At 41.2% G+C, this 14,331-nt stretch carries 9 protein-coding genes; 3 read left to right on the plus strand and 6 right to left on the minus strand.

What is annotated here, in order from left to right; translation table 11 throughout:
• Window positions 1-2 precede the first annotated feature (2 nt).
• Window positions 3-3,527 carry a PVC-type heme-binding CxxCH protein gene (locus U3A58_RS06330; protein WP_323822556.1) on the minus strand — a complete coding sequence of 1,175 codons (3,525 nt, stop codon included), beginning with the start codon at window positions 3,525-3,527 and terminating at the stop codon, window positions 3-5.
• Between the two features lie 142 nt (window positions 3,528-3,669).
• Between U3A58_RS06330 and U3A58_RS06335 the strand changes: the two genes are divergently transcribed.
• Window positions 3,670-4,542, plus strand: coding sequence for an AraC family transcriptional regulator (locus U3A58_RS06335; protein WP_323822557.1), 873 nt, complete (start codon window positions 3,670-3,672; stop codon window positions 4,540-4,542).
• 193 nt (window positions 4,543-4,735) lie between these two features.
• Here U3A58_RS06335 and U3A58_RS06340 read toward each other — a convergent pair whose 3' ends face one another.
• The 5 genes from U3A58_RS06340 to U3A58_RS06360 form a co-directional block, all read right to left on the minus strand.
• On the minus strand, window positions 4,736-5,416 hold the full coding sequence (locus U3A58_RS06340; RefSeq protein ID WP_323822558.1) for a LytR/AlgR family response regulator transcription factor: 681 nt from the start codon (window positions 5,414-5,416) through the stop codon (window positions 4,736-4,738).
• Window position 5,417: 1 nt separating this feature from the next.
• Complete coding sequence (locus U3A58_RS06345; protein ID WP_323822559.1) at window positions 5,418-6,821, minus strand: sensor histidine kinase; 1,404 nt, start codon at window positions 6,819-6,821, stop codon at window positions 5,418-5,420.
• A 754-nt stretch (window positions 6,822-7,575) separates the two neighbouring features.
• Entirely contained in the window at window positions 7,576-9,042 is a 1,467-nt protein-coding gene (locus U3A58_RS06350) for an SLC13 family permease (protein WP_323822560.1), read from the minus strand.
• Between the two features lie 397 nt (window positions 9,043-9,439).
• On the minus strand, window positions 9,440-9,751 hold the full coding sequence (locus U3A58_RS06355) for a type II toxin-antitoxin system RelE/ParE family toxin (RefSeq protein ID WP_323822561.1): 312 nt from the start codon (window positions 9,749-9,751) through the stop codon (window positions 9,440-9,442).
• Window positions 9,733-9,975, minus strand: a complete 243-nt coding sequence (locus tag U3A58_RS06360; protein ID WP_323822562.1) for a hypothetical protein — start codon at window positions 9,973-9,975, stop codon at window positions 9,733-9,735. Before U3A58_RS06360 ends, U3A58_RS06355 begins: the two co-directional genes overlap by 19 nt.
• Before the next feature lie 308 nt (window positions 9,976-10,283).
• On the opposite strand from U3A58_RS06360, the gene hsdR reads away from it, so the two are divergent.
• On the plus strand, window positions 10,284-12,662 hold the full coding sequence (gene hsdR / locus U3A58_RS06365) for an EcoAI/FtnUII family type I restriction enzme subunit R (protein ID WP_323822563.1): 2,379 nt from the start codon (window positions 10,284-10,286) through the stop codon (window positions 12,660-12,662).
• A 104-nt stretch (window positions 12,663-12,766) separates the two neighbouring features.
• Window positions 12,767-14,314 (plus strand): Fic family protein, encoded by a 1,548-nt coding sequence (locus U3A58_RS06370; RefSeq protein WP_323822564.1) that lies wholly within the window; start codon window positions 12,767-12,769, stop codon window positions 14,312-14,314.
• Window positions 14,315-14,331: the final 17 nt, after the last annotated feature.

Below are 14,331 nucleotides of genomic sequence, written 5' to 3' on the forward strand. Positions count from 1 at the left end.
TATTACTCTACTTTGATGATTCCGTTCATCAGTCTCCAATGACCTGGAACTGTACAAACAAATGGATATTCTCCTGGCTCATTTGGCACTGTGAAGACTAAAGATTCTTTCCCGTTTGGATCTACCAGCCTAGTAGCTACGATCACTTCTGGAATCTTAGGCACGAAATTCTGCTCTGCACCTTTTGGATCGCGTGCAAGTTCATCTGCTGCTTTACCAATAATCTCCAATGAACCGGCTTTACCGATCACCATATTATGTTGCATGAAGTCAGGATTTTCGAAGTCAATCGTCACCTGTGTTCCAGCTTTCACTATGATCAGCGTCTTATTGAACTTCATCTCGTGAGGAACTACAGCGATTTTGATGACTGCACCACCAGCAGCATTAGTCGTAGGTTTAGCTTCAGCAGTGGCAGTTTCCTGCACCACTCCAGCACCTGGTTTGCGCAAAGCCAAACTAGACTTATTGCTCAGGCGACCATTAAACCACCAATCTCCTTCGTATTTTCCAATACGATTTCTGCTATCATCTTGCCCCACTCTAATTCTAGTAGGAGTTAGCTGTTCTGTAAATAAGCCTTTGGTTTTGCCTTTGGCTACTTCATCTCCGTCTATTTTCAGAGACATACGTCCATCTTCTTTCAAGGAAGCATCAATGGTGAATTGCTCCTCCGGCATATTTTTGCGGGAGCTGATGATCTCTACTTTGCCTTCCTGAGCTACTGCAAAATGAACAGCGTCCTGATAGATGTATAAGCTGTAACCATTCGTGCCATTACCTTGTGCTGCCAAAATACCTCTCATAGGATCATTACCTTTGGAAACAATAATCTTAATATCAATCTCCTTTCCGACAGGATCCGGCGGGAAAAGAATGCTGTTTCTCTGATCCAAATTGTATTGCTCAGCTACTAAGCTTCTGGAGATTCTATCAGCGAGGCTCAATTCCTGACCTTCCACATCCTGCATTGCACTTGCACTTTCTCTCTCTGCAAAAGCAGTAGGATGAGCAAGTACGGCTGCGAAAATAGCCTGTGGTAAGTAAGCATCTTGCTGATTACCCTCGTCATTCGTGGCTTCCAAAAGCTTTTTGGCTACATCTTCAGAAAATGGCATCTCAGAAGCTGCAAGAAAGGCATACTTTCTAGTGTGCAGATCCTGATCTTGAAGCAGATTACCAGCTAAAATAGCCGACATCGCTGAAGGGTTTTTTGGAAGTACACGAAGTGCATTCTTGCGAACTGCAGCAGAAGGATGGCTAAGTGCTTTCTCTACTACTTGCTGAGCTTCTGCATTATTTCCATCCAATACCCCCAGACCATGAAGTGCCCAAAGTGCATTGACAGCAGGGCCATTGATTCCAATGGCATCTACTTGCTGATTGTTGATGATATCATACAGCCCTTCTAGTACATCCAAGTCCTTGGATTCTACGATCAATCGCTGAGCGGTCAATCTCCAGAACATGTTTTCACTTTCTATGGCGGCCAAAAGCTCATCAGATTCAGCATCTTTCAAATTGAAGATTTTGGATGGTTCACCACCTTTATAAGTAACACGATAGATTCTACCATGCTCACGGTCACGCATAGGGTTGATGTAGGCATTACCCTCCCCATTTTCAAAGCCTCTTGGCGTAGGATTGTGCTGTATGATAAAGTTGTACCAGTCAGCTACCCAAAGGGATCCATCAGGACCTACTTCCGCATGAACTGGGGAGAACCATTCGTCAGAACTCGCCAAGATATTGAAGTTGTTTTTCTCAGTGTAGCCCGATCCTTCAGGAAGGATTTTGGCATTGTGAAGCACACGTCCGGTAGGTTCCGCTACGAAAGCTATGCTGTTCCAGTAGTTCTCAGGGAAGCTTCTTGCAGTGTAGAAGTTATGCCCGGCAGCAGCTGTGTAGCTACCATGCCAATCCACTTGCCTCAAGAAAGGAGTCAAGTGTGGCATGTCATAATGTGTATCAATTCCATGCACTGTATTCGCAGATCCCTGATAGATTGGTCTTTTCAGGAAGTTATTTGCCATGGAGAAATAGACAGAGTGCTGCCCGTTTGCGGTGGAGATGAATGTTTCGAAATCCTCTGTGAAACCCAATCCCCAAGTATTATTACTGGTATGTCCCAAATATTCCAGGTTAGTGCCGTCAGGATTGAATCGGTAAACTCCCTGTGAGAAAGAGTGAGATACACCGCTTACTTCACCTTTGAAGCCTGAGTAACCCAAAACTCCCCACACCTTATTGTCAAATCCGTATTTTAGGTTTGATGGGCCAGCGTGAGTATCGCTTTTGCCCCAGCCGGTCATTACTACTTCCTTTACATCAGCGACATCATCGCCATCAGTATCCTTTAGGAAAATAAAATCCGGAGCCATGGAGATCAGAACTCCACCATTAATCATGGTCATACTGGTAGGGATATTCAGTCCTTCTGCGAATACAGTCACTTTATCCGCTTTGCCGTCTCCGTCAGTGTCTTCCAGGATCTTAATTTTATCGTCCCCGCCTTCTTTGCGGATTTCGTTTGGATAATCAGTTGTTTCGAAAACAAACAATCTACCACGCTCATCCCAGGCCATTGCCATTGGATTGATGATCATAGGTTCAGATGCAAAAAGCTCCAATTCAAAGCCCACAGGCAACTGAATCAGCTTCATTGATTCTTCTGGAGAAAGTGGCAACTGGTAGCTAGGTGCTGGATCTCTCTTCTCATAGTTGGGGATATCAGCATCTTCAAAGGTCGGCGTAGGAACATCGTATTCTGTCAAAAGCTTATTCACTTTATCACCAACAGCCCAAAGGATACCATTAGCTACAAGGTTTTGGAATTCTTTTTTCTCCCAAGTCTTCTCATTGTGACCATATGCGGTATAGAATACTCGGCCTTTTCCCTGATCGCGAACCCATGTATAAGGCTCTTTTTTATCTCCTTCTACACGTTCCATCAGGATGTTCATATCAGGATTCAACTGACTATGCACGTATGTTTCATCCCAAGTTTCAAACTCAGAGATACCTTGCATCACTGGATGAGTTGCATCTACAATAGTGGCAGTGAAATCACCGGTACCATGCGTGCTGAACTGTCCGCCCACTGCCTCTATGTACCAAGGAGAATTCTGAAAGCAAAACGAAGCACTGTGAAGAGGAATTAATGCTTTACCACCTTCTATATAAGACTTCAGTGAAGACTCTTGCTCCGGCGTGATTTTTTCATGATTGGCATAGATCATCAAGCCATCATAATTATTGAGCGTGGTCTCATTCAGATCATTTACATCTGTTGTGTACGTGAGGTTAATTCCCTTTTGGAAGAGGGGTGTTTGTAGATACATCATCAATTTCTCTGAATTGTGATGCTCGCTTTCATGACCTAGAACTAGAATTTCTACACGCCTAGAGTCCGTGGATGAAAGAAAGTTTTTGCTGCTTTTGCCACCGCATCCCGCGAGGAAAGCAAGCATTAAAATCACCAGACTAAAATAGGGTGACTTAGGTAATTTGGGGGTTTTCAAATTCATGTTACGATTAATATATTTTTCAGCTTACTAAATACACGTATTATTACCACGAATTCTCCCTGTTTTAGCTTGAAAAATGACTGAATTATGATTAATTACGTCTCCAATGCAAAGGAATAATACAATAAATCAGATATAATCGATGAAGAAGCCCTTACAGAAATCAAAAATACCCGAGAATAAGGTCTTTGTTATCAAGGAATTGAGGGAATCCTACTTAGATAAATACTGGCATTCTCATGAAGAATATCAGTTGAATGTCATTTTGAAGGGTAGGGGAACCCGATATATCGGCGATCATATGAAGCCTTTTAAGGAAGGAGACCTGGTGCTTACCGGCCCTAATCTTCCTCATGTCTGGCGAAGTGATAATGCTTACTTTGATCCTGAAAATGGATTGGATACACATGATATTGTCATCTATTTTCCTGAAAGCTTCTTGGGAAAAGACGCTTTGGAAAAAGAGGAATTTGAGGAAATAGGGAAATTGCTGGCAAAAGCTGGCAGGGGATTGGAAATCACTGGCCAGACTAATAGGATCGTGACGAAAATGATGAAGGAACTCGTTCATCGCAAAGGCGGTGCGAGTATAATAGGCCTCTTGGAGATCTTGGAGGTGCTGGCACATTCCACCGAACTTGAACCCATTACCCATATAAATTACAAGAGTAATTATACCGCACATGAAAAAGACAAAATCTCCGAAATACTGGAATATGTCCTGAAGAACTTCAAAGAAAAAATTACCCTACAGGACGTGGCATCTTTAGCAAATATGTCTGAAAGTGCTTTTAGCAGGTATTTTAAAACTCGAGTGAATAAATCCTTTTCAGATTTTCTGGGTGATGTGAGAATCAGCAATGCCCGAAAATTGCTTCATGACGAAGATCTGAACATCAGTCAGGTTTGCTACGAAAGTGGCTTTCCTACACTCTCCAATTTCAATAAGCAATTCAAAGACCGCATTGGCAAAACGCCCCTGAACTATAAAAAGGAGTACATGGAGCCTTTTTGATATATAATTTGCTACATCGTAGAAAGAATTGATGTGAATTTGATCTAATATTAATTTCGGCATGTAAGTAGGGATAGATATATCTCTTAGGTATTGACTTCACTCTATGACTCTTTTCATTACCTTCTTTTGCCTTGACGCAAAAGAAGCAAAAAGTCAAGACGCAATAATGCTGTCTCCCCACAAAACCAACTCACTTATTTTCAAACTTCTCCATCACCTGCTCCAAATAAGTACTGCTTACAGGAAAGGAGCTGATTTCGATTACTAGTTGATGCCGCTCAGCCTTATCCACCAGCTTCATATTCACGATATAAGACCGATGCGTTTTGAGAAAGAAGGAGGGAAGCTCTTTCTCTATTTCTGCAAGTGTAATTCTACTTAGCAGCTTTTCATTTCTCAGGTGAAATGTCACGTAATTCCCTGTGGCCTCACAGCACATGAGCTCATCAAATCGTACTTTAAACTGCCCTTCATTAGTTTTCACATAGATAAACTGCGGTTCATTACTCGGCTGAAGTTCCAGCCATTCCTGAGCTTTTTGACAGGCTTTGAGAAATCTCACCAGACTAAATGGCTTCAATAAATAGTCGAGTGCATCGAGTTCAAAACCCTGAACTGCGTAATCCGAATAGGCCGTAGTGAAGATAACCTGAGTTTCCTTGGGCAGTAGTGCAGCCAGCTCCACACCCGAAATATCAGGCATATTGATATCGAGAAAAACTAAATCAACAGAATTTGATTTGATATATTCCAAACCCACAACTCCATCGGTGAAAACTTGTACCAAATCTAAAAACGGGACTTTGGAGGCATGCGCTTTAATGACCTCCAAAGCCATATTTTCATCGTCTATTGCTATGGCTTGAATCATATCAGGATAATTGTACTGACAAATGAACGAAATGCTCTGTGTCATTTGATACGATGGCTAAATTATGTTTTTGTGGATAGAAATGTGCCAGTCTGCTTTTGACATTTTCCAAACCTATTCCTGATTCATCCCGAGGATCTTCCGTTTGCTTTTTGGGATGAATACTATTCACCACATCCAGATGAACTGAGCCTTGAAGACATCTCAGATTGATCTTGATCCAAGACTTACTTTTGGTGCTTATTCCATGTTTGAAAGCATTTTCTACGTATGGAATCAACAACATAGGCGCAATATTACCCTCACAGATGTCGTCAGACAATTTGATTTCCACATCCAGATTTGACTCATTTTTAAAGCGCAACATCTGCAGATCCAGGTAGTTTCTCAGGTAATCAATTTCTCTGGTAAGCGGGATTTTATCCATTTGATTTTCGTGAAGCATAAAGCGCATCATGTCGCCAAGCTTCTGAATCCCATCCGAAGTCTTTTCGGCATTTTCCATCAGCGCAGCTCCATAGAGCGTGTTCAGTGCATTGAAGAGAAAGTGCGGATTGATCTGGGATCTTAGAAAACTGAGGTTGGCTGTGCTTTGGTTTACCTGCACAGACAAGTGATCAATTTTGCCAACATAGTCGTCGTATTTTTTAAAAATCAGATTGGAAAGAGGGAAAATCACAAAAACCAGAATCATTATCATTCCTATACCCAAGAGCAAAATTTCGGGTACGTTTTGGTCTATGGATATCGCGAGGAAAATAAAGCCGATGATACTGATCAATGCCCAAAGAAACCAACGGTAGGCTATGATGTTGCCTTCTAGTTTATTTCTATATAGTAGAAAATAATTATAGAGAACAAAGAAAGCTATAGCAGGAATGATTGCTAAGAAAATAACCAGAATCACCTCATTTACAAAGAGTCGGGAAGCAAATAAGAAGATGCTCACGAAGAGGAAAATCATAAATAACCTGATGCTGTTGTATAGCTGGAAGTCCTTGAACACTGGTGGTAAAAACATCTTTCGCAGTAAAATAGCTGTGACCAAATACCCGGAATAGAGTGCTATGGTACTGAGGTAAAAGCGGAAGAATCTTTCTGCATTTACGCCGTTGACTCCGGCACAGCCACCTGAAAGTGCGGCAGTCACTACAGCCGTCAAGATGCTGTATAATACCAAATGAAGCACATTTTTATCCTTCAGGAATTTTGGGATTACGATCAAGTGCATCACATAAAAGCCTATATATAGGACAATTGGCAGAAAGACGATCCCGAAAAACTTCCCCACCGGGTAATGATTGGAAGTCATGCTGATGACGATATTAGTCAGCACTATAATCAAAAAAACTAAGGTGGTGATCCACCATTCTAAATCTCTAAATACAAATCTGTTTGACTTCATAATTCACTAGTATTAAATACGTTAAACTACCTTGATTCAATTAGATTCGTCTTGATGTTCTGTGTAGTCTTTTCCGTTTCTCCTTGCTCTTTTCCATGCGTGTAGAGTAGCATGAGATTGTAAATAAAAGCCAAAAGTATCAGCAAATAAAAGACTTTCCTGGTGTTCATTAATTCTCTTTCTAATTGATAGTTCAAGATTAGTCGGAGTCGAATGGCTTAGCAAAAATATGTGACGAAATAGGGGGATTGTGGGATGGATTGTAATGTAACTCCCGCAAAGGCTCAGCGGCACAACAGACAATTTTTTGGCGTCTTTGCGAGGAGGCACGATGAAGCAATTTCATTGTTATTCGTCATCACGAAGCTGAGGCACACAAGCTCGTTGTTATTCGTCATCGCGAGCAAAGCGCGGCGATCTAATAGTAATGAGCATTTAAAAGAGATTGCCGCGTCAAATTCAATTCCCTTTGGTCATTGATTCTTCCTCGCAAAGACGGACAAATCAATTTAAACCTCAGAGAATCAAAGATGTAGTAAATCCCAATTCTTAAATCGTAAATAAGCTAATATCGAACGCCGAATGATGAATATCGAATGTCGAAATGAACCAAACATCAGTGACTATTCGTCATCGCGAGCAAAGCGCGGCGATCCCAGAGTAATGAGTACTCATAAGAGATTGCCGCGTCAAAAACAATTCCCTTTGGTCATTAATTTTTCCTCGCAAAGACGACCGAATCAAAAATCCAAAATCAGAACGGATTACTCATCAAATCAATTCCCCACATAAGAGGAAGCACAAAATACACCATCAAAGTCACCAGAATAATCGAAATGATATTCAGCCAAAAGCCAGCACTGACCATATCCTTCATCTGCAGATAGCCCGAACCAAAGACAATGGCATTTGGTGGAGTGGCCACAGGAAGCATAAATGCACAACTGGCCGCCAAGGTCGCTCCAATCATCAATCCAAAAGGATGCAAATCAAGTTTGAAGGCTACAGAAGCCAGAATCGGAAGCAACATGGAAGCTGTCGCTACGTTGGAAGTAATCTCGGTGAGGAAGTTGACGGAAGCTACTATGATCAATAATAGCAGTATGAAGCTGACGCCTTCCAACAAGGTGAATTTCTGGCCGATCCATTCCGCAAGCCCAGTGCTTTGAAAACCAGCTGCTAATGCCAAGCCGCCTCCAAATAGGATTAAGACTCCCCAAGGGATTTTTTCGGCAGTTTTCCAGTCCAAAATCCGCTCTGAACCAGAGGAGGAGGGGAGTACAAAAAGTAAAACTACACCTGTCAATACAATAATCGTATCGTCGATTCCCGGTAAGAATTTCTCCAGGAAAAAGCTTCTGGTAATCCAAGAAAAGCAAACCAATCCAAACACAATCATCACGGTTTTCTCCTCGAAACTGATCTTGCCCAAGGCTTTAAGTTGGACTGCAATAATACTTTTACCTTCACTGAGACTGAATTTTTTGGGCAATGGGTTGGCATTACTTACTAAGTAGTACCAGCAGAAAAATAAGAGGAAAATGGACAAAGGCAGACCAAAAAGCATCCATTCATTGAATCCGATAGTGTAATCATACAGATCCTTGACCACCGCAGCCAGAATAGTGTTAGTAGGTGTACCGATCAAGGTAGCAACTCCGCCGATAGATGCTCCGTAGGCAATTCCAAGCATGATATTTTTACCCAGACTGTGTGCAATCCCAGAATTAGAAGAACCTAGTTGATCTTTAAATTGATTGACTACAGCCAAACCAATCGGTAGCATCATCAGGGAAGTGGCGGAATTGGAGATCCACATGGAGAGAATTCCTGTGGCGAGGATAAATCCCAAAACGATCCGTCGCAGATCAGTCCCTAATAAATTTATTATGTTAAGTGCAATCCTGCGGTGCAGATTCCATTTCTCAATTCCTGTGGCCAGTAGGAAGCCACCCATATAGAGCATTACCGTGGGATGCATGTAATTACTGGAGACATCTCCAATAGGCAATATCCCGAGCATAGGCATAAATATCAGCGGGAGAAATGCGGTAGCGGCAATTGGGATCGCTTCAGAGATCCACCAGATCGCCATCCACGCAGCAAGTGCCAGCATAGCTCGGGATTCAGGAGTTAAGCCTGGAGAATCTACAAGAAAATATATCAACAGAAAAGCTATAGGTCCAAGAAAAAGCCCTAGTCGGGGAAGTTGATTATTCATAAAGCTGCTGGTCGGGGTATTAGGTAATCCAAAGCCTTAAGTTAAAAATAAATGGGAAATGGAGGAGTATTGAATTTTGTATTTAACATAACGTAAATTATGTAACATATTACAGTGATTTGCGCTCAGTTGGGCTGATTAGCTTAAAATAAGTTATCGGACGGTTAGTACGATATTGGCTTGATTTTATGTTAAAGTAAATCACGGAATAATTCTACATCCACTGGAGGGTTTTAGTGATGCGTCATTATTAGGTTCAATTTTGAAAGTCATCCATAAAGTCTTAGAAGCTTTTGAACCAATGATTTCCTATCGCTCTATTTTTGATTATTCGGAAGATTATGCAGATCAATTTCAAATACGCGGCTAGAAACATAATAGTCCTGATCGATAAAAATTATTCTTGATTTAATAAGTAATAAAGCTTTTGCGGGTCTTGCCTATTATCCCAGAATGCTGTAATAATTATTTGTCTTGAAGTAAACTGATAAAAATTGCTTAAATGCCTCATGGCTGCAACATGTGTATTAAGGAAATCAGCTTTTTGAAAAATAGCAGGATTTATTGCTATTACTTTAGCTTTCTCATTGCTTAGCCTCAGTAATTTAAGAGAAAAAGAATTTGATTTATTATGATTAGCCCAATACTTCAAAATACTTTTTCTTTGTTTGGCGGCAGTTTCTGTCCAGACTATTTTTCTTTTAGCCATTCAAGTTCTTGCTCATTTAGAGAATCTTGATCAATGATCCTACCATGCTTGATATCGTCATCACTTCTCGTCAACATCAATTTCTGCTCTTCTGTGAGGGTAATTGTTAATTCCTGTATGTTGGATGTAGCAATTACTTTCTCAAGGGCAGTCAAATAATCAGTATTATTGATTGTCATCAAACGATCAATAAGCCTATTTCTTATTTCCCTAGCTTTATTCATACGTCAAATATAACCTAATTTGGAAAGCCAAAAGAATGTGCTATTAATCGATTTGTAATTAAAACCTCCCTTTTCAAGTTACCGCAAATTGAAAAATGCAAATGGAACACGAAAACCCTTTAATTGCCGACTGGCGGGGTTGAAATATACTGAGTTCGCCATTAACAATTGGTCTCCATAAATCCATTATCGTTTTCATGAATTCCCATTCAATTCTGAAAAAATTACCTTCACTTATCTGAAACAGTTTTTCCTTCTGGCTCAAACTAATATCTTTAACAATGAGATTTTTATTCTAATTTTTTCCAATGCACAAAAAAAGCCTCTCTGAAAGAGATATCTGCACCAAATTCATCACTCCAGCTTTAAAATTGGCTGGTTGGGATATTCAAAAACAGATTCGTGAAGAGGTGTTTTTTACTGACGGCCGAATCATTGTGCAAGGTTCTCTTCATACCAGAGGAAAAAGAAAACGGGCGGATTACATTCTTTACTATAAAAAGAATATCCCTCTTGCCATCATCGAAGCCAAGGATAATAAAAAAGGAATTGGTGCAGGAATGCAACAGGCTTTGGAGTATTCGGATATTCTTCAACTTCCTTTTGTCTTTACTTCCAATGGGGACTCCTTTATTTTCCATGACAAAACCAATCCTGAAGTTCGTGAAAAAGAGCTTTCAATGCAGGAATTTCCATCTCCGGCAGAGCTTTGGGAGAAATATTTGAATTCTAAAGGAATAGAAACTCCCAAGGAACGTGAAATCATTGAGCAGGATTATCACACCGATGACTCTGGAATGAATCCAAGGTATTATCAGGCAAATGCAGTCAACCGGGCTATTGAGGCTATTGCTAAAGGACAAGATCGAATTCTTTTGGTCATGGCTACGGGCACGGGAAAAACCTACACGGCTTTCAACTTAATTTGGCGACTCTGGAAAACCGGCATCAAGAAACGGATTCTATTTCTAGCGGATAGAAATGCACTCTTGACCCAAACAAAAAATGGGGACTTCTCCCCTTTCGGAAATGATATTATGCATATCATCAAAAACCGAAAAATCGATAAATCTTATCAAATCTACTTTGCGCTGTATCAAGGTTTGACAAGTAACGAAGAAGAGAAAAATGCCTATAAAGAATTTAGCAGAGACTTCTTTGATCTGATTGTTGTAGATGAGTGTCATAGAGGATCAGCTTCTGAAGCTTCCGCATGGAGAGAAATATTGGATTATTTCGAAGGCGCTACGCAAATCGGAATGACTGCCACGCCAAAAGAAACCAAGGATATTTCCAATATGGATTATTACGGTGAGCCTGTCTATACCTATTCCCTTAAGCAAGGGATTATGGATGGTTTTTTGGCTCCATATAAAGTAGTAAGGATCACCACCAATCTGGATGAAGGTTGGCGTCCATCAGCAGGAATGCTGGATAAATATGGAAATGAAATCAAGGATAGAATCTATAATCTGAAGGATTATGACCGGAAAATGGTCATTGATCAGCGGACTCTATTGATCGCCGAGAAGATTACAGAATTTCTAAAAGCTACAGATCGATTTGCCAAGACTATTGTCTTTTGTATTGATATAGAGCATGCTCAGCGAATGAGACAGGCATTGATCAATGCAAATGCTGATCTGGTCTCACAGCATCAGCATTATGTAGTAAAAATCACTGGAGATGATGAAGTAGGTAAAAGAGAGTTGGACAACTTTACGGACGTAGAAGAACGATTCCCGGTAATCGCCACCACTTCTAAAATGCTGACTACGGGAATTGATACCAAAATGGTCAAGCTTATCGTGCTGGAAGCCAACATCGCATCGATGACAGAATTCAAGCAAATCGTGGGAAGAGGCACAAGAATCCGGGAAGCGGAAGGGAAACTGTTTTTCACCATTATGGATTTCAGAAAAGCTACAAACCTATTTGCTGATCCGGACTTTGATGGGGATCCGGTTCAGATCTATGAACCTGGAATTGACGAATCACCTGTGCCACCAGAAGAAGGAACTGACCTAGATTCAGAAGTAGAGGGAGTCAGTGAATTGCCACGTCAACTACTTCAGCCTCCTCCACCGGATATTACTATTCACGAACCCGACCCGGATGCAGAACCAAGAAAGTATTACGTCAATGATGTAGTGGTAACCGTAATCAATGAACGGATTCAATATTTTGGAGCAGACGGAAGACTGATTACTGAATCTCTAAAAGATTATACCCGCAAAAATATTGATCAGAATTTCGCCTCTTTAGATGCTTTTATCCAGCGCTGGACCGAATCAGAAAAGAAAGAAGCTCTTTTAGAGGAACTTGCAGAGCAGGGGATTTTATTGGAAGCATTACGCGAAGAAGTGGGCAAAGACATGGATGCTTTTGACTTAATTTGCCATGTGGCTTTTGATCAGCCTCCCCTCACCCGTAAGGAAAGAGCTGCACAGGTTCGTAAGAGGAATTACTATGCCAAATACAGTGAAAAAGCCCAGCGAGTTTTGACTGCACTTTTGGATAAATATGAGGAAGAAGGGATTACCACCATCGAACAAGGATCAATTCTCAAAGTGCAGCCGCTTAATCAACTGGGTTCCCCAGTAGAGTTGGTACGGGCTTTTGGGAAAAGAAAAGATTTTGATGTGGCTATCAAAGAACTGGAAAACGAAATATACCAAACGGCTTAACCTACTAAATACTTTATTTATACATTTACTAATAATAATTACACATCCTTGTTTAATAAAAATAGTACGGATTCAATTAATAGTAGGAAGACCTCGACAAACTAATGGCTACACCGGGTGAGAAATTAGCAAGATCATTAGAACAGCTCAAAGGCCTTCAAGATCAATCTGTAGTTGCTATTAAATCTAGTGATCTATCCCGTGTACATCGCGAAAGGCTTCTGGAAAATGGGTTTATCAAAGAGGTGATTAAAGGCTGGTATTTCGCCACTTCATTTGATAATTCTACCGGCGAGAGTACCTCTTGGTTTTCTTCTTTCTGGACATTTTGCGCTCGATACCTGCAGGAGCGCTACGGCGAAGAATATTGTATTTCCGCTGAGCAATCGCTCATGCTTCATGCAGGTTCCACAGTGATACCGACTCAACTTATCATTCGATCTGCAAAGGGGAACAATACGCTCACTCAGCTCATTTATAATACTTCACTATTTGTAATGAAATCTCCTTTGCCCATAGTGGCTGAAACAACCCTCATCAATGGTGTGCGGGCAATGCGTCTGGAATCTGCTATTGTGCATTCCCTTCCATCTCTTTTTCATAAACGACCCATCGACGTGCGTGCTGCTTTGATATTGGTAAAAGACGCTTCTCAACTACTATCGATTCTACTGACGGGAGGACACTCCAAAATTGCCGGGAGACTGGCTGGAGCTTACCGCAACTTGGCTCAGGATAAAATTGCAGATGATATTTTGAAGACTATGAAAGCTGCTGGCTATGACGTGAGAGAAAGCGATCCCTTTGAAACACCGATCACGTTGAATCTCAATTTGAAGGAAGCTTCCCCGTATGCAAATAGAATACGCTTAATGTGGCAAACCATGCGTCCTATCATACTAGATAAATTCCCTAAAGCTCCTGGGTTTTCAGGGAATGAAAAAGCCACCCTTGCTCAAATAAAAGAGATTTATACTACGGATGCATACCATTCCTTATCTATTGAAAATTATGTAGTGAGCGCGGAATTGATCGAGCGCGTACGGTCAGGTGGGTGGAATGTCACTGACAATGAATCTGACAGAAAACAGAAAGATGCCATGGCTGCCCGTGGATATTGGGAGGCTTATACCAAAGTAGAGTTGAGTATTCATGCGATCTTATCCGGGAAAAATGCCGGTATCATTGCTGATGCCGATCATGGGGATTGGTTCAGAGCACTATTTGCACCTAGTGTGGCTACGGGAATAATAAGACCGGCAGAATTGGCGGGATATCGAAGCAACCAAGTATTCATCAGCAATTCGAAACATCTGCCCCTGAGTAAAGATGCAGTACGCGATGCCATGCCCATATTATTTAAATTATTAGAAGAAGAAAAAGAGGCATCTGTCCGGGCGGTTTTAGGCCACTTTATATTCGTTTACATACATCCTTACATGGATGGAAATGGTCGAATTGGTCGATTTCTGATGAATGTGATGTTAGTATCCGGGGGATTTCCCTGGACAGTCATTCCTGTGGAAGAGCGTGATCGGTATATGAATGCACTCGAAAGCGCCAGTGTAAACCAAGACATCACCCCTTTTGCTGAGCTTATAGCGGGTCTGGTAAGAGCGTCTATGGACGGAAAGCCAACAGCAACAATCTGATTTAAAAAACTGAATAG

It is taken from the genome of Algoriphagus persicinus (genome assembly GCF_035156415.1).
GTDB lineage: Bacteria > Bacteroidota > Bacteroidia > Cytophagales > Cyclobacteriaceae > Algoriphagus > Algoriphagus persicinus.